Source organism: Chryseobacterium sp. MIQD13 (assembly GCF_050496705.1).
Taxonomy (GTDB): Bacteria; Bacteroidota; Bacteroidia; order Flavobacteriales; family Weeksellaceae; genus Chryseobacterium.
The window spans coordinates 382,457-400,099 of record NZ_JBNWAF010000004.1; the positions used below are offsets into that span (position 1 = coordinate 382,457).

The 17,643-nt window shown below is 36.6% G+C and carries 16 protein-coding genes; 9 read left to right on the forward strand and 7 right to left on the reverse strand.

Annotation, left to right across the window (positions count from 1 at the left end; genetic code table 11):
- Positions 1-25 precede the first annotated feature (25 nt).
- Entirely contained in the window at positions 26-916 is an 891-nt protein-coding gene (locus tag ACQWU4_RS18685; RefSeq protein WP_429937257.1) for a mechanosensitive ion channel family protein, read from the reverse strand.
- Between the two features lie 96 nt (positions 917-1,012).
- Here ACQWU4_RS18685 and ACQWU4_RS18690 point away from each other — a divergent pair, with 96 nt between their 5' ends.
- Entirely contained in the window at positions 1,013-1,648 is a 636-nt protein-coding gene (locus tag ACQWU4_RS18690) for a peroxiredoxin (RefSeq protein WP_429937258.1), read from the forward strand.
- Positions 1,649-1,747: 99 nt separating this feature from the next.
- On the opposite strand, the gene ACQWU4_RS18695 is transcribed toward ACQWU4_RS18690, so the two are convergent.
- From ACQWU4_RS18695 to ACQWU4_RS18705, 3 genes are all read right to left on the reverse strand, one after another.
- Complete coding sequence (locus ACQWU4_RS18695) at positions 1,748-2,338, reverse strand: hypothetical protein (RefSeq protein WP_429937259.1); 591 nt, start codon at positions 2,336-2,338, stop codon at positions 1,748-1,750.
- A gap of 160 nt (positions 2,339-2,498) precedes the next feature.
- The gene (locus tag ACQWU4_RS18700; protein ID WP_429937260.1) at positions 2,499-3,014 is read right to left on the reverse strand and encodes a hypothetical protein; all 516 of its coding nucleotides are present in this window, start codon (positions 3,012-3,014) and stop codon (positions 2,499-2,501) included.
- An 89-nt stretch (positions 3,015-3,103) separates the two neighbouring features.
- Positions 3,104-5,374, reverse strand: coding sequence for a TonB-dependent siderophore receptor (locus ACQWU4_RS18705; RefSeq protein WP_429937261.1), 2,271 nt, complete (start codon positions 5,372-5,374; stop codon positions 3,104-3,106).
- Positions 5,375-5,558: 184 nt separating this feature from the next.
- Between ACQWU4_RS18705 and ACQWU4_RS18710 the strand changes: the two genes are divergently transcribed.
- Positions 5,559-6,614, forward strand: coding sequence for a Gfo/Idh/MocA family oxidoreductase (locus tag ACQWU4_RS18710; RefSeq protein ID WP_429937262.1), 1,056 nt, complete (start codon positions 5,559-5,561; stop codon positions 6,612-6,614).
- 110 nt (positions 6,615-6,724) lie between these two features.
- On the opposite strand, the gene ACQWU4_RS18715 is transcribed toward ACQWU4_RS18710, so the two are convergent.
- Positions 6,725-8,620 (reverse strand): ABC-F family ATP-binding cassette domain-containing protein, encoded by a 1,896-nt coding sequence (locus ACQWU4_RS18715; RefSeq protein WP_429937263.1) that lies wholly within the window; start codon positions 8,618-8,620, stop codon positions 6,725-6,727.
- Positions 8,621-8,837: 217 nt separating this feature from the next.
- On the opposite strand from ACQWU4_RS18715, the gene ACQWU4_RS18720 reads away from it, so the two are divergent.
- Positions 8,838-9,350 carry a 5' nucleotidase, NT5C type gene (locus ACQWU4_RS18720; RefSeq protein ID WP_429937264.1) on the forward strand — a complete coding sequence of 171 codons (513 nt, stop codon included), beginning with the start codon at positions 8,838-8,840 and terminating at the stop codon, positions 9,348-9,350.
- A gap of 144 nt (positions 9,351-9,494) precedes the next feature.
- Entirely contained in the window at positions 9,495-11,141 is a 1,647-nt protein-coding gene (locus ACQWU4_RS18725; RefSeq protein WP_429937265.1) for an alpha/beta fold hydrolase, read from the forward strand.
- On the opposite strand, the gene ACQWU4_RS18730 is transcribed toward ACQWU4_RS18725, so the two are convergent.
- Positions 11,142-12,005 (reverse strand): glycoside hydrolase family 25 protein, encoded by an 864-nt coding sequence (locus ACQWU4_RS18730; RefSeq protein WP_429937266.1) that lies wholly within the window; start codon positions 12,003-12,005, stop codon positions 11,142-11,144.
- 65 nt (positions 12,006-12,070) lie between these two features.
- Between ACQWU4_RS18730 and ACQWU4_RS18735 the strand changes: the two genes are divergently transcribed.
- The 5 genes from ACQWU4_RS18735 (at position 12,071) to deoC (ending at position 16,554) form a co-directional block, all read left to right on the forward strand.
- Positions 12,071-13,333 carry an NAD(P)/FAD-dependent oxidoreductase gene (locus ACQWU4_RS18735; protein WP_429937267.1) on the forward strand — a complete coding sequence of 421 codons (1,263 nt, stop codon included), beginning with the start codon at positions 12,071-12,073 and terminating at the stop codon, positions 13,331-13,333.
- The gene (trmD, locus tag ACQWU4_RS18740) at positions 13,330-14,001 is read left to right on the forward strand and encodes a tRNA (guanosine(37)-N1)-methyltransferase TrmD (protein WP_429937268.1); all 672 of its coding nucleotides are present in this window, start codon (positions 13,330-13,332) and stop codon (positions 13,999-14,001) included. The genes ACQWU4_RS18735 and trmD overlap by 4 nt, the downstream gene beginning before the upstream one ends.
- A gap of 382 nt (positions 14,002-14,383) precedes the next feature.
- Entirely contained in the window at positions 14,384-15,319 is a 936-nt protein-coding gene (locus tag ACQWU4_RS18745) for an endonuclease/exonuclease/phosphatase family protein (RefSeq protein WP_429937373.1), read from the forward strand.
- Positions 15,320-15,334: 15 nt separating this feature from the next.
- A complete protein-coding gene (locus ACQWU4_RS18750) occupies positions 15,335-15,805 on the forward strand; it encodes an Lrp/AsnC ligand binding domain-containing protein (RefSeq protein ID WP_034702324.1) in 471 nt (156 codons plus the stop codon).
- 2 nt (positions 15,806-15,807) lie between these two features.
- Positions 15,808-16,554 carry a deoxyribose-phosphate aldolase gene (gene deoC, locus ACQWU4_RS18755; protein ID WP_429937374.1) on the forward strand — a complete coding sequence of 249 codons (747 nt, stop codon included), beginning with the start codon at positions 15,808-15,810 and terminating at the stop codon, positions 16,552-16,554.
- A gap of 41 nt (positions 16,555-16,595) precedes the next feature.
- On the opposite strand, the gene dusB is transcribed toward deoC, so the two are convergent.
- Entirely contained in the window at positions 16,596-17,591 is a 996-nt protein-coding gene (dusB, locus tag ACQWU4_RS18760; RefSeq protein ID WP_429937269.1) for a tRNA dihydrouridine synthase DusB, read from the reverse strand.
- Between the last annotated feature and the right edge of the window lie 52 nt (positions 17,592-17,643).

Consider the following 17,643-nt stretch of genomic DNA (forward strand, 5'->3'; position numbering starts at 1 on the left):
TAAAAAACCGCTTAAGAAAAGCGGTTTATACTGATTGATCCTGATTTTCGACAGGAATATGTTCTCCATTGGTAATGCTGATGCTTGTAGGAGTCACCAGCTGGATATTATCTGCATCCAGACGTTCTTTGATCTTCAGATAGGCCTCACTTTTCAGCTGAACCATATTGGCGCCTACTTTCATCCAGAATTTGGCCTGGAGGTTAAAATTACCCTGTTTTAAGTCAGTGAAGATAACTTCTGAAGTATCCAGTTTATCTACATTTTCCAGGCTTTTAATAACGTCCAGCATTCCTTTTTGTGCCTTAGTGATATCTTCATCGGCAGGAATCTCAAAATTTAAGATAATTCTTCGCTGAGGTGATGCTGTAATATTATAGAAAGGCGCATTGAAAATTACCTGATTCGGGATATAGGCCTTCTTCCCATCGTCAGTGATGATCTTTGTCGTTAAAAAACCAATTTCCTGAACCGTTCCGGAATGATTTCCTATTGTAATATAATCGCCCACTTTAAAAGCCTTATCAATCCCGATCAGCATTCCCGAGAAAATACTTGATACCAGATCTTTTAAAGCCACCCCGGCAATTACCCCGGCTACCCCTAAACTTCCGATAAATTTCCAAAGGAATCCGCTAAAGCCCATTATTTCAAGAGCAATAAAGCTTCCCATCAGCATGATGAGAAATCTGAATATACTTATTAAAGTAACCAGTGAGCTTTCTTTCTGGCTTTTCGGGAAAAATTTGTGAAATAGTCTTACGGCACCTAAACTTAGGTATTTACTGGTAACCAGAAAGAAAGAAAATACTAAAATTCCTACGATTAGTTTGGGTGTGAGCTCGGCAAACCTCATATACCAGCTTTCCAAAACCCTGTAAATGACATCTACGTAGCTGTATCCATTGTTCTGCATGAAAAAAAAATTTATTAAAGATAAATAAATTTTCAACAAAAATTTTGCCAGTTCCAAAAAGTCTACTAAATTTGTAGACTAATAAAGCGAAATATTATGTCAATCAAACTCGGAGATACAGCACCGGACTTTCAGGCAGAGACGTCTTTAGGTGATATTAAATTTCATGAATTTTTGGGAAATTCGTGGGGAATTTTATTCTCACATCCTGCAGATTATACGCCGGTATGCACTACGGAGCTGGGATATACCTCAAAACTGAAATCGGAATTTGATAAAAGAGGGACGAAAGTTATTGCCTTAAGTGTAGATGGGGTAGAAGACCATCAGAGCTGGATCAAAGATATTAATGAGACCCAGAATACAGAAGTACAGTTTCCTGTTATTGCAGATAAAGACAGGAAAATTTCTGAGCTGTATGATTTTATTCACCCGAATGCCTCAGTTACAGCTACTGTACGTTCTTTACTGATTATAGATCCGGATAAAAAAGTAAGGTTAATTATTACTTATCCTGCTTCTACAGGAAGAAATTTTAATGAAATCCTGCGGGTACTGGATTCTCTTCAGCTGGTTGATTCACATAAAGTAGCAACTCCCGTCAATTGGGAATATGGTGAGGATGTTATTGTTCCGCCCGCCATTTCTACGGAAGATGCGAGGAAAATTTTTCCGAAAGGAGTTACAGAAATAAAGCCGTATCTGAGATATACGCCACAACCCAATACATGATTTATTTGATTTTTTATAGTTTAGTTTTAATTTGTACGAAAATCGCCCCGAAAAATATTTTCGGGGCGATTTCATTTTTTATTTACGTAAATAAAGTGATTATTTTAAGTCGTTAGCTATGTCTTTAGCTTTTGAAGTAGGTAAATAAATACTGAATCCTACATTGAAAGTAATATTAGAGTTTAATCCTTCACTTCCGAAACCAGTCTGTCCTTCATACTTAACAAGACCTTCTAGTCCAATGTTTGGAGTAATGAAATAAGAGTAACCAGGGCCAACACCAAAGTCAAGACCAGTTGTTGAGTTACCGTTTTCAACAGATGATCCTCCAAGACCTACATTACCTTCAAAGAACCAACGTCCATGGTTTAATAAGTTATTCACTCCTTTCTCACCCGGAGATAGGTAATAACGACCTAAACCACCTACAGCGTAGTCAAATCTTGTTGGGCTGCTGTTGGTTGATTTGCTTATTCCTAATTTTACATATCCACCTACTGCAACATTGTCTTCTATAAAGTAGGCTCCTTTAGGCTGTAGTGCAATATTGTAACCACCACCGGTATTTAAACCGAAACTACTTGTTAAAAGGCTGCTTCCTACCAGCCAATTACCTTTTTGAATCTGAGCGTTAGCAGTTGCAGTTAAACCTGTTGCTGCCAATATTCCTGCAAAAATTAGTTTTTTCATAATTTATTATTTTAATAATTAAATGGTACTATTTGTTGGTTAAAGAAAACACAAGAAATGTGCCAGACTTCTTAATTTAAGACAAAAATTCAGAATGAATGTTAATTTTGAGGTAATCAAAATGTGAATTATTTGGTCTTTTTTTTAACGATATTGTAATTTAAATAAATAACAGAATCACCGAAATAATAAGACCTGCAATGGTGAATTTTATCCCACGTTTAAAGGCTTTTGTTTTAGGATTAAACATCCAGAAACTTGAAATCACAAAGAAAAATAAGGAGATGCCAAAAAATGTATTCAATGGGGATAATGTGTCTTTTGACTGGGATTTATGGAGTTTTACCATCTTGTCCAATACAAAAGGAAGTTCTTTTTTGGAATATTTTGCTTTCCCAGTAGAAGCGTCATAAGTTCCCTGCTTGAAATGGAGAACAGTGCCTTCCGTTTTTTCTACTTCAAGACCTTTGATCTTCAGCTCTTTTCCAAGTTCTTTTTCTGAAAGATTGACAGCAACAGTTTTATCATACTTTTTTTCTTTTTTCAGAAAATCTGTATCTCTGTAAACAAGCAGAACTCCACTTAATGCATATACAGCCATTATACCTGCAAGAAAATATCCCAGATAACGGTGCGTGATTCTCATAAAAGTTCTTGTATCCTTGATCTTGTCCATATCGTATTGTTTGTTTTATAATTTAAAAAGCGGAAACTGCAAAAATGCAATTTCCACTTTGAATGATGAAATTATTGTAATATTTAATTCTAAAGTCTGTACGTCAATGTAAAATAGTAGTTTCTTGGCGTAATAGGGTTTACGGAATAATTTTCGTGTACGTTGTAATTCACAACATCAAACAGGTTGCCCACTTTGCCCTGAATAGAGAATTTGTTCCATTCGTAACCTACAGATAGTGTTACAGTTGTGTAGTCTTTTAATTCAAATACCCTGCTTACTCCGTTTCTTGAAGCTAAACTGTTGCTTCCGGTTTTGGTATCATTCCATCCAGCCAGACGGTTGCCGATATAATAAGCTCCGGCACCTATTTTTAAGCCTTTTGCAAATCTTGTGAATTTATAGAATACTGATGCATTGGCCGTTGTAGCCGGAGTTCTTACAATTCTTTGTTTTTCAACATATCCGAAATCTTCCGGAGTATCAAGATATACTGAATTGTTGTAAGAGAAACCTCCTATAATGGATAAGTTTTCTGTCGGATTTCCTGTAATATCAAGCTCAACACCACGGCTTCTCATTTTTCCGGCAAAATCTTTTAAAAGTCCGTTCGGATCTATCTGCACACCAGCATCATTTAGAGCTACCTGATAATAATTTTTATATAAAATCTGGTAAACAGTAAGGTTGACAGCTAGAGCGTTATTCCATAGGTTTTTCTTTGCTCCTATTTCATACTGATCAATATAGGTAGGCTTAAGTCCCGTTCCTTCCCTGTCCAAACCTACATTATTAGAGAATGAATTGGTATAGGTTGCGAATACAGACAAATTATCATTAGGCATATATACAATACCTGCTTTCGGTGATATGGCCATATCGGAAGAACTTGAAAACGGAACGTCCGGAGTCGTGTTGTCTTTAAAATTTTCTTTTCTGGTATTTTTGTTCTCCACATAAGACCATCTTAATCCTGCCAGTACTTTGAACTCTTTGGAGATACTGATGAAATCCTGTGCAAATACTCCTATTCTTTGAGTAGGGATTCTTGTGCGTTCAAATTTTGCAACGTGCTCAGAAGTTGGCATACTGCCTCCTGCCCATGTTGAAGGATCATCCAGATAAACAAGTCCGTTGGAGTTACCATTTGTGCCAAACAGGAAAGAGCTTCCATAAAGAGCTTTCTTTGAATCCGCAATAGTAGGGTCATAGTATGTATAGGAATCTGCCAGTCCATAATCTGCATCTGCTCCTATTAAGACTTTATGATTAATTTTTCCGGTATTGAACTCCCCGTTAATGTTAGCCTGTAATGAAGTATAGTTTTGCTCATTATATGTTCTGTTCAATGGTCTTTTCCAAACTAATCTGTTGTCTGAAGCATATTCCCACTGTACTCTTTCGGTTGAGAAATAATCTTTGGTATAGTTTTGATAAGCAGCTGTGGCATTTAGTGACCATCTTTCACTGAACTGATGATTAAATGTAATATTGGTAGAAAGCTGTTCTACATTTTGATATTGCCAGTCAGTACCTAGAAAAGCATTTCTTGACAATAGATCATTCATTACATAGCTCTTATCAGGTTTTGTAATAGAACCGATCCCGAAATCCGGAGTAAAATTATTCTTAAGATAATCTGCTTCTACAATTAATTGAGATTTCGGACTTAAGTTGAATAAAAATGAAGGATTGAAATAGTATTTCTCAGACTCTACAACATCTCTGAAGCTTTCAGCATACTCATAAGCACCATTTACCCTGAACGCAATATTCTTTGATAATGGTCCGTAAATATCAACAGTCGGCTTATAAGAATTCCAGCTTCCGCCGTTTAATCCTATGCTTCCGCCAAAATTGAATTTCGGCTTCTTGGTAATCATATTGATAATTCCTCCTGCAGCCGTATTTCCGTAAAGCATTGCATTGGCGCCTTTCAGTACTTCAACTCTTTCAAGTCCGCTTACTTCCGGGAAAACACCGCTATTGATTCTTGCACCGTTTTTAAAAATATTATCATTTCCCAAAAGAAAACCACGGCCTCCAAAACTGTCCTGAGAATTTCCTCTGGATGAAGTAACATACATTCCATTCACATTCTGAAGAACATCACTCAGCTGTTTTGCCTGTTGCTGCTCAATGATTTCATGAGTTACAATAGAGATTGGCTGAGGATTTTCCATTACCGTAAGATTAGACTTTGCAGATAATGATCTTGCCTGGTTCGGGTTTCCTGTTTTATGAAGATTAATGTCTTCAATAGTTTGGGTTCTGATGGTATCTGCTTCGGAATTTTTCATTTGAGCACCTAATGAAAGGGCTGCCAGCAAAAATCCTAAGGATGCAAGTTGTTTATTCATTTTATTTTTATGTAGACTAGTTTTAAATAGCGGCAAAAATAAGAATTTGGAAAGGATTAATTTAGAATTAATAAAAATAATAAAATGATTTTTGTCATACCTTGACGAACTGATAAAAATCCCCATAAGTTATAACCCTTTTAAACTGCAGATTATTGAATATATTTGTTAAAAATTATACATTATGCAATTGGTAAAAGCAGGACTGTGTGCCTTTGGAATGAGTGGAAAAGTATTTCATGCTCCTTTTTTGAAAGAACATCCCGGATTTTTTATGAGCGCTGTAGTAGAAAGAAGCAAAGAAGAGTCAAAAGAAAAATATCCGGAAGCTACCATTTACCGTTCGGTAGAGGAGATGCTTCAGACTGCAGATATAGAACTGGTAATTATCAATACCCCTGTTCAGACTCATTATGAATATGCAAAAATGGCACTTGAAGCCGGGAAAAATATAATCGTTGAAAAGCCATTTACCGTAAGCGTTTCAGAAGCAGAAGAATTGGTAAATCTTGCGGAGGAGAAAGACTTGTTTCTAAGTGTTTATCAGAACAGAAGGTTTGACCGTGATTTCTTACAGGTCTATAAAATTCTGAATGAAGGAAAACTGGGAAATATTAAAGAAGCAGAAATTCGTTTCGACAGATTCCGTACTACACCCAGCGGAAAACAGCATAAAGAAGATCCGCAGCAAACAGGTTCAGGATCACTTCATGATCTTGGCGCCCATCTTGTAGATCAGGCAGTACAGTATTTCGGATATCCGGAAAAGCTTTTCGCAGATGTATTTTCCATGAAAGGAGAAGAATATGCCAATGATTATTTTGAGATTCTGCTGTATTATAAAAATAATCTCAGAGTAAGGCTGAAGTCATCTGTTTTTACCAAAGAAGCCCATTACGCATATGCCATTCACGGAGAAAAAGGAAGCTTTTTACAGGAAAGAACCGATAATCAGGAAAATGAATTGGTTGCCGGAATCATACCTGTTTACGGTGAAGAATGGACAGAACCTTTAAAAGGAACGGACGGAATTCTAAATTTCCTGAATGACAATTCAGAAACAGAAAGAATTTTAACTTCCAGCGAACCGGGAAACTATATGAATTATTACCAGCAGATCTATGAATATATTGTCTTCGGATATGCATTGCCGTCTCAGGGAAGAGAAGTTGTTCAGAATATGAAAATCATTGATGCCTCTCTGGAAAGCTCAAAAGAAGGTAAAATAGTATACTTGTAAATTGAGTAGGAGGGTTTGAGAGTGGGAGAGTTTGAAATTAACAGTACTTTATATTTAGTATATTCTAAGCATTATAGCCCTCAAACTCTCCCACTCTCAAACCCCTTCACTTATAAGATCTCCTGAAGCTCCAGCCATCTCATTTCATATTCTTCAAGCTTTTCAGAAACGGTTTCCAGTTCGGCAGAAAGTTTGGCCACCTTTTCATAATCCGTTTCATTATTAAGCTGATCCATGATTTTAGCACGCTGCTGCTCAAGTTCAGGCATTTCTTTTTCTATGGTTTCCAGTTCTCTTTGCTCCTTAAAGGACATTTTTCTTTTTTTGGAAGTGGCTGCAGGAGCTGCTTCTGGCACTACAACAGTTTCTTTCACAGGCTCCGGCTTGGATACTGTATTTTTTTCCAAAGCATCCTCACGGCTTTTCGCTTCTCTATATTCTGAGAAAGTTCCGACAAAATCTTTGATCTTTCCGTTTCCTTCAAATGCAAGAATGTGATCTACAATCCTGTCCATAAAATACCTGTCGTGAGATACAATGATCAGTGAACCCTGGAATTGCTGAAGGAAATTCTCAAGAACCGTTAACGTTGGAAGATCAAGATCATTCGTCGGCTCATCAAAAATCAGGAAATTAGGATTCTGATAAAGAATATACATCAGGTGAAGCCTTCTTTTTTCCCCACCGGATAATTTTGAGATAGGAGAATACTGTGTCTGATCATCAAATAAGAATAATCTTAAAAACTGTGATGCAGAAAGACTTTTTCCATTGGCAAGCGGATAAAACTCGGCAATTTCTTTAATAAAGTCTATAACACGTTCATCTTCCTTATATTTAAGTCCCTTTTGTGAAAAATATCCGAATGAAATGGTTTCTCCTGTTTCAATTTCACCCTTGTCATATTTTTCATAACCCTGGATAATATTTAGTAAAGTAGATTTCCCGGCCCCGTTCTTTCCTACAATTCCTACCTTTTCTCCACGCTGGAACTGGTAGCTGAAATCTTTCAGCAGTAACTTATCTCCAAAGCTTTTATCAATATTTTTTAATTCAAGGATTTTATTTCCAAGACGTTTCATTTCAAAATCAAGCTCAAGACCCTGTTTGCTTGTATCGGTTTTGGCTACCTTTTCAGTTTCGTAGAAAGCATCTATTCTGCTTTTTGATTTTGTAGTACGTGCTTTAGGCTGTCTGCGCATCCATTCCAGCTCCTTTCTGTAAAGATTGTTGGCCTTATCAATCGTCGCATTCATATTATCCTCACGAATCATCTTGTTTTCCAGATATGTTGCATATGAACCGTTATGAAGGTAAAGATTTTGATCCTCCATCTCCCAGATAATGTCACAAACACTGTCCAAGAAATAACGGTCGTGCGTTACCAGCAGTAAAGTGATTTTTGCTTTCGTTAAATAATTTTCAAGCCATTCTACCATTTCCACATCAAGGTGGTTGGTAGGTTCATCCATAATCAGAAGTGTATGCTTGTGTTCTGCTCTCGTTTCTGTCAAAAGTTTTGCCAGTGCAACACGTTTTACCTGTCCTCCGGAAAGCGTTCCCATCTTGGCATCAAGATCTGTAATCTTAAGCTGGGAAAGGATTTGCTTCATTTCGTTTTCCAGATCCCAGGCTTTGTGGGCTTCCATATCATTCAATGCTTTTTCTATGAAAGCATCGTCTGTAGAATGGAGAGATTGATGATAATTTTTAAGCGCAAGAATAGGCTCAGAATCCAGAGTCATCATAAACTCATCAATTGTAAGATCCGGATTATATTCTATTTCCTGGTCAAATAATACAACCTGAATATCTTTATTAATCACTACCGTACCGCTGTCTGCAATTTCTTTCCCCATTAATATTTTCAGGAGGGTAGATTTTCCGCTTCCATTTTTGGCAACAATAGCTATTTTGTCTCCTTCATTGATGTGAAAAGAGATATCCTTGAACAAAACTTTGATGCCATAAGATTTAGTAAGATTTTCTGCAGAAACGTAATTCATTGGAATGTAATGGTTTGATATTGATTTTGGATTGAGCCGCAAAAGTACGAAAATGTAACTAGAAAAGACGATTCATTACTCCTTTGGATTCACGTTAAGAAAGTGTTTTAAGATTTATTTAATATTCTGAAATCAGGTTTCTAAAAAGACATTCAATAAATTTGCTGAAGTATAATATTACACTTTTTAAAGATCAATACTAAATCAGATTTAAATAATGAAAAAAGTAATTGTAGATATGGACGGGGTAATGGCAGATGTCTACCACCAGCTTGTGCAGTTTGAAAAAAGAGATTCAGGAAACGAATTAGAGATCAGCAGTCTTTCGGGGAAACCGGAAATTGAAGCGTTTCCGAATGGTAAAAAACACGTTAATGAAATTGGATTTTTCAGAACACTTCCTGTAATGGAGGGAAGCCGTGAAGCATTGGAATATATTAACAATAAATATGAACTGTATATTGTTTCTGCAGGAATGGAGTTTCCCAACAGTTTAAGGGAAAAGTTCGACTGGCTGGCTGAGCATTTTCCTTTTATCAGCTGGGAACAGATTGTATTATGCGGCAGCAAAAAAGTAGTTCACGGAGATATTATGATCGATGATTATCCGAAAAACCTGGATCATTTTGCAGGAGAAAAACTTATTTTTACCCAGCCTCACAATGAGCTGATAGAAAATGAAAGCTACAAAAGAGTACATTCCTGGGAAGAGATCATGAATATCCTTTAAAAAAGAAAGTTTATATATTTTTTAGAATTTTGATCACAAACTGGTGATTTTTTAGAATAAATTTAACTAAACGATTTTAAAATTTAGTAAGCCGTTATGAGTATTCAATAGGGAAAATAAAGAATTTTGCACCAAACTTATACCATGAAAAAAATTAATGCTTTCTCTTTCTTTTTAGCGGTTTATTCTTTTAATGCGCAGGTGATTTCCGGGACTGTTGTCTCCAAAAATGAAAACCAGCCGGTTCCTTATGTAAGAATTGGAGTGGAAAAAGAAAATGGCGGTACAGTTTCCGATGAAAAAGGTAATTTTTCTATTGACCTTTCCGGTTTTGACTCTTCACGAAAACTCAAAGTAGAGGTTCCCGGTTATGAGGTTTATACGGAAACAGTACAGAATTTCAGAAAACAGGATCGGCAGCAGATATTTTTAAAAGAAAAAGTTAAGAATATTAAAGAAGTCAATATCAAAGTTAAGAAACTGGTTGATAAAAACTGGGGCGTGAATACCAAAACGAAACATGTTCTGTATTCCGTTAATCCCAAGTTCAGAAAAGAAGACTTCCTTGGTGAAACAGCCCTTGAATTTAATGCAAGCAAACGATCCAAGATCAGAAATATCAACCTGAATATTGCAAGCTATGTTTCGGACAAACCTGTACTGATGAGATACAGTATTTATACAGAGAAAAACGGCTTTCCTGATAAAAATATTCTCGATGAAGAAATTACAGTTCAGCTTACAGAGGATATGATCAAAGATGGAACGTATACGCTGGATGTCAATGAGCATAACATCTGGGTTCAGGGAAAATTTTTTATCGGTATCCAGTTCCTGAAAGAATTCGAAGGGAAGATTAACATCAGTGCTGCTCTTTTCAGAACAGGATTCATGAGGAAATTTTACGGAGACTGGCATAAAATGACATTGGCGGCACCGGCTATTAATATCGATGTAAAAGTGGACAAAAGTGCAAAAAATATCAAAGATGAAACAGCAGCTTCCGGAGATGATCTTGAAGGGCTGATCTCCGATGTTTCCCAATATAATATAGAAGCTGGGAAATCAGTGTACGGAAAAAATGAAGCCTCAGGAAATTACCTTCCATTGAAAGATACAAAGCTTTACTATGAAATTTATGGTGAAGGCGAACCGCTTTTCCTGCTTCATGGAAACTCAGGAAGCATTCAGAATTTTTACCAGCAGATCCCCGTTCTTTCCAAACAGTTCAAAGTGATTGCTGTAGACACAAGAGGGCAGGGCAAAAGTGCCGACACCTCTAAAAAAGATTTCACTTACACTCAGTTTGCAGATGATGTAAAAGCTCTTGCAGATAAACTGGGACTGAATAAAATAAATATTGCCGGTTGGAGTGATGGAGGTATTGTAGGGCTTGAATTTGCTTTGAAATATTCAGAAAACTGTAATAAAGTAATTGCAGTCGGTGCTAATGCTTTTCCTGAAGGTGTTGATGAAAGGCTTGTTTCCCATATGAAAAACCAGCTTCTGGTCCTGAACATAGAGAACAAACCCGAAAAATTCAACGAACGCAGATTGGTAAAGATTATGCTAAACGAGCCCCACATCAGTAAAAAAGATCTTGCGAAGATCAAAAATCCGGTTTTGGTCATTGCAGGAGATAAAGATGTTATCAAGCAGGATCACACCGAAATGATGGCCAAAGAGATTCCCAATGCCGGGCTTAAGATCTATAAAAATGCAACCCACATGATCCCGTTTGAAAATGCAGAAGAATTGAATGAAGATATTCTGAACTTTTTGAAGAAATAACTAATCTAAAGTAAGCCTTTTCAAAGACCATGAGTTCCCATTGTAGATATCAAGATCTACCTTGGTATTGATCCCGTGAACAATCCCGTTTTCCGTAAACTGCCAGAAATCCCATTCGCCATTAGGAGTAGGAGAGGGTACATCATTATAATTGGCCAGCCAGAGCGGATAATCATCAAATTCTCCTTTCAGAAAATCCTTGTAGTAATGATAATAGGTGTAGATAATCGGCTTTTCGCCATACGTTTCTTCTATGATCTTGCACCATACTTTCAGATCTTCCACAAGCTTTTTATTTGTTTTCCGTTTAGGAATCTTTTCAATATCTAATATGGGAGGAAAATCACCGCTTTCCAGTTTTACATTCGCTAAAAAATTATTGGCCTGGATAACAGGATCTTCATCTGCCCTGTAAAAATGATAGGCTCCACGGATCAGTTTATGTTTTTGAGCCATTGCCCAGAATTCATCAAAATGCTTGTCTGCATTTCGGTTTCCCATTGTAGCACGCATAATTACAAATTCCAGTGGAATTGTTTTATTTCCGATGCTCAGACTATCCCATTTGATATCTTCTTTATTTTGATAGTGCGAGACATCAAAGCCGTAAGTTTTATCAAGATTGGCAGTAAGGATTTTCTGGATTCTTGCTGCTTCCACTTCACTGTTGTGCAGTTTTTTATGGTGGAATTTGTTAAAGTACAGTGCGTAATAATAACTTATAGATTGTTTCAGGTAAAAACCTGTTCCTATTAAAGCCAGAATTAAAATGGCCAATATTACTTTTCGTCGGAAAAAATAATTCTTCCGGCGGTTCTCATGTACTTTTTTGGCAGTTTTTTTGGTGTACTTTTTTGGTGTCATAAAGTTTTGCAAAACTAACTTATTTCACTACTAAATGCTAAATAAAATCAGTAAATTTGTGTACTATGGAAACACGCGAAAAGATCATCATTATAGGAGGGGGATTTGCGGGACTGCAACTTGCGAAAACATTGAATAACAGGAACAAAAAGGTAATTGTTCTGGACCGGGTGAACCATCATATGTTTCAGCCGCTTTTCTATCAGGTTGCCTGCGGGAGGATAGAGCCGTCCAATATTTCCTTCCCTTTCCGGAAGATTTTTCAGCAATCCAGAAATACACAGTTTCGCCTTACCGAGGTAAAAGAAATTGATCCTGTCAATAACAGAGTGATTACAGATGATGCTGAATTTACTTATGATAAACTGGTGATTGCAACAGGATGCAAAACCAATTTCTTTGGAAACAAGGAAATGGAATCAAGGGCTTTCGGAATGAAAAATACTCAGGAAGCAATAAGCATCAGAAATCATATACTGATGACCTTTGAAAAGCTCATCCTCGAGAAAAGCAGAAGTGACGACGGTAACTGGAATATCGTTATTGTCGGAAGCGGGCCTACCGGTGTAGAGCTGGCGGGTGCTTTTGCAGAAATGAAAAAAGAAATTCTTCCGAGAGATTACCCCTACATGAATTTCGATCAGCTTAAGATCATTCTGGTAAGCTCCACAGAAAAGCCGCTTGCCGTAATGAGCAGTGAGGCTCAGGAAAAATCAGAAAAATATCTTAAAGATCTTGGAGTTACTTTTATGAGTGGGGAGGTCGTTACGGATTATGACGGTGACAAGGTACATCTGAAAAGTGGAAAAAATATTCCATCCAATAATGTGATATGGGCAGCGGGTGTTACCGGAAATGTAGTAGGCGGGTTTCCTGCCGAAAAATTAGTGAAAAACAGATATATAGTAGATAGATTTAATAAGATAAAAGGTTACGACAATATTTATGCAATAGGGGATATTGCCTATATGGAAACACCAAAGTATCCGCAGGGGCATCCTCAGGTAGCAAACGTAGCTATAAATCAGGCAAAAAATTTAGGTAAAAATTTTCTTAATAAGAATACCGGAGACTGGATAGAATATGAGTACAAAGACCAAGGTTCATTGGCAACTATTGGAAAGCACAGAGCCGTAGTAGATCTTCCCTTTATGAAGTTTCAGGGATTTCTGGCCTGGTATTTCTGGATGTTCCTTCACCTGATGCTGATTCTGAGCGTAAGAAATAAGCTTGCGGTCTTTTTCAACTGGATGTGGAGCTATTTCAACAAAGATTCTTCTTTAAGATTAATTATTTCGCCTACCAAGAAAAACGGAACATTACAATGAGAATTGATATAATAAGCGTACTTCCTGAATTAATGGAAAGTCCGTTTCAGACTTCTATTTTAAGAAGGGCAATGGATAAAGGCCTGGTGGAAGTTCATTTTCACCACCTTAGAGACTGGGCAATTAATAAGCACAGACAGATTGATGACGAGCCTTACGGAGGCGGAGCAGGAATGGTAATGATGATAGAGCCTCTGGATAAATGCATCTCTGAGCTTAAATCCCAGAGAGAATATGATGAAGTAATTTATCTTACGCCGGACGGTGTTACCCTGAATCAGAAGATTGCCAATACCCTTTCCATAAAAAATAACCTGATCTTTCTTTGCGGTCACTACAAAGGCATTGATCAGAGAGTCCGGGATCTTCATATTACCAGGGAAATTTCAATCGGTGATTATGTACTTACAGGAGGAGAGCTGGCTGCATGTGTTCTTGCTGATTCTGTTATAAGATTACTTCCGGGAGTTTTGAATGATGAGCAGAGTGCTCTTACAGACAGCTTCCAGGATGACCTTCTTTCGCCGCCAATTTATACAAGACCCGAGGTATATAAAGGATTAGAGGTTCCAAAGGTATTGCTTAGCGGAAACTTTGCCCTGATCGAAGAATGGCGCCACGATGAAGCTGTAAGAATTACGCAGGAAAAACGACCTGATTTACTTTAAAAATAATTGCCGAAAACTGTTAAAAAAATATTTTTATTTCATATTTATAGGATTTTGTGAACGAAAAAGAATAAAAATTTATATAAAATTGAAATAAATGTAAATCGTTAATTTTATTCGGTAAAGTTTATATTTTTTTTCTTGTTAATTTGATATGTATATATTGTTTTAATTTTATTTTTTGTGATAATAATTTCAAATAATTAATAATTTAGCGATATAAGGGTGTTTTAAATTGATATTTTTTGTTAAATTTCATATGTTGCTTGTGTAATATTAATATGAAAATATTATAAATAAATTAATGAAGTTTGAAAAAAAATAATAAATTTACAACGAAAAAGAAATTGATAATTTTAAGATAGCAATTTTGCGGATGGAGATGTTCTCTTTTTATAATGTTGAAAATTTATTTTTGCCTGATCCGAAACCTGTTCACAGATTAGATCCTACAAAATCAGGTTTGAGAAATTGGGATGAGAAAAGATATAGGAATAAGCTTTTTAAAATATCACATGTTTTTCAGTTAATGAAGGAGGAAAATGAAACCCTCCCGTTTTTAATCGGACTTTCTGAAGTTTCCGGAAGGAAAGTTCTAGAGGATCTGGTGGAAATGGAACCTTTTAATTCTGAATATGGAATTGTGCATTACAATTCTATGGATGAGAGAAAGGTAGATGTAGCCCTGTTATATAATAAAAACAAAGTGGAAATAATAGACTCAGAAACTATTACCTTCTTCTTTGAAATTGAAAATAGAAAAAACACAGAAAATTACGACACAACGAGAGACGTACTATTTTCTAAAATTAAGTATAAGGAATCTGTTATTAATGTTTTTATCGCCCATCTTCCCTCTAAGCGAGAAAAAGATATTAATAAGCCGAAAAGAGACTTTATTCTTAATGAAATCCATGGTAGGATTTTGAAAATTGTAAGTGACGAAAAGGAACATGTAATATTGTGTGGTGATTTTAACGAAAACCCTGATGATGAAAATTTAGTAAAAATTCTCTACGACAACAATCGCGATAAGGTACTGGTAAACCCTTTTCAAGAGTTGTTCCAAACAAGAAATTATTCTACTTTTCATTATAAGTCCGGACTGTTGTATGATCAAATTATCATGTCAAAATCGCTTTTTGATAATGATATTTTGAAGTTTCAGAGTGCCCATATTTTTAACTCTGAAAAAATAAGCAGCCGGATAAAAAATTTTGAAGGACGTCCCTTCCGAACCTATGCCGGTACACGGTACTTGGGCGGATATAGTGACCACTTTCCGGTTTTTGTAAAATTTGAGCAAACAAAAACATAAATAATAAAGTAGAAAATGAAAAATTCAAGTAACACAAGTTATCATTTAGACTCGATTGACAAGGAAATCATTTACATGCTGATGGATAATGCTAAAACATCATTAGCCCACATTTCAAAAAATGTTGGAATATCCACAACAGCAGTACACCAAAGAATTAAAAAACTCGAGCATGCGGGGGTTATTGAAAACTCTATTTCATTTCTTAACCCTAAAAAGATAGGCTATAAAGTAATTTCGTATATCGGAATGTTTTTAGATCAGCCCAGCCATTATCCGGATGTTGTAAAATCTCTGAAGGATGTGAATGAAGTGGTGGAAGCCCATTATACAACAGGGAATTATACCATATTCTTAAAAGTTCTCTGTAAAGACAATGACCACCTGATGCAGATCCTGAGCAAACTTCAGAAGCTGAAAGGTGTGACAAGAACGGAAACTTTCATATCTTTGGAACAAGGTATTTACAGACAACTGAAAGTATAAAGATTATGAACATTGCCCAATATTTGGATTCAACCTATTTGAAGACCCCTGAACAGTCAGGTATTTCAGATGAAGAAACATTACAGATCGATAAAAAGCTTGCGCAGGAAGCTATGGAGAATGGTATTTTTGCCGTAATGATCCGTCCGGATTATGTAGCCGATATCAAAAAGTATCTTCAGGAAAAAAATTCAAATGTTGTGGTAGGAACCGTAATAGGTTTTCATGAAGGAACATATTCTATTGCCGAAAAACTGGCTGAGGCTTCAAAAGCAATTGAAGACGGAGCAGATGAGCTGGATTTTGTGATTAATTACAATGCCTATCTCAAAGGTGAGCTTGCATTGGTGAAAGATGAGTTTGTACAGTGTACGAAACTTGCTTTGCAGCATCATAAAGTAGTTAAATGGATTATTGAAATTGCTGCACTGACGGATGCGCAGATTGCAGATATCACTAAAAATATCTCCAACTGGGCATTGGAAAATTTCTCCGAAAATGATCTTCCCAACATTTTTGTGAAATCTTCCACAGGCTTTTATCAGACAGAAGGTGGTAAACCAAACGGTGCTACATTTGAAGGCATACAGATTATGCTGGATAATGCAGGCAAACTTCCTGTAAAAGCAGCCGGAGGAGTAAGGACCCCCGAAGATGCTGAAAAAATGATCAGTATGGGAGTGAAAAGGATCGGGACCTCTTCAGCGTTAGGCTTAATAAAAAATGAAACTTCCTCAGAAGGATATTAAGAAAATAAAAAAACCATCAAATTTTGATGGTTTTTTGTTATTTATACCTGTGTCTGATATTCTTCGTAGAACTGCTGCGTTTCTTTAATCAACACATCCATTTCATCCAAAGTAAAGACCTCAAGGAATTTTTTTCTGAATTCTTTAAAATGAGGAACACCGCGGAAATAATTGCTGTAATGCTGTCTCATTTCTATAAGCCCTAATTTTTCACCTTTCCATTCTGCACTCCATTCCGCATGCTGGCGAACAGCTAATAAACGGTCGGCAATAACAGGTTCGGGAAGATGTTCTCCCGTTTTGAAAAAATGTTTGATCTCATTGAAGATCCATGGATATCCAATAGCCGCACGGCCGATCATAATTCCGTCGCAGGCATATTTCTGTTTATATTCAAGAGCTTTTTCCGGAGAATCAATATCGCCGTTTCCGAAAATAGGAATCTCAATATTAGGATTCTGCTTGATTCTGGAAATATGTTCCCAGTCTGCTTCCCCCTTGTACATCTGAGCACGGGTTCTCGCATGTATTGTTAATGCCTTGATTCCTGTCTCCTGTAAACGTTCCGCCACTTCATCAATATTGATACTTGTACTGTCCCATCCTAAACGGGTTTTAACAGTTACCGGCAGATGGGTAGAGCTTACAACAGCTTTGGTAAGGCGTACCATAAGATCAATATCTTTAAGAACTCCTGCTCCAGCACCTTTACACACTACCTTTTTTACAGGGCATCCGAAATTAATGTCAACCAGATCCGGGTTTACAGTCTCTACAATTCTTGCAGACATTGCCATTGCTTCTTCATCGCCACCGAAAATCTGGATACCAACCGGCCTTTCATAATCGAAAATATCCAGTTTCTTACGGCTTTTCATCGCATCACGAATCAAGCCCTCAGAAGAAATAAATTCTGAGTACATCAAGTCTGCTCCATGCATTTTGCAAAGACGTCTGAACGGAGGATCACTTACATCTTCCATCGGAGCCAGCAAAAGCGGAAATTCCGGCAGTTCTATATTGCCTATTTTTACCATGCGGCAAATTTACGAAATTATAAACATTTGAGAATATGATAATATCTATTAC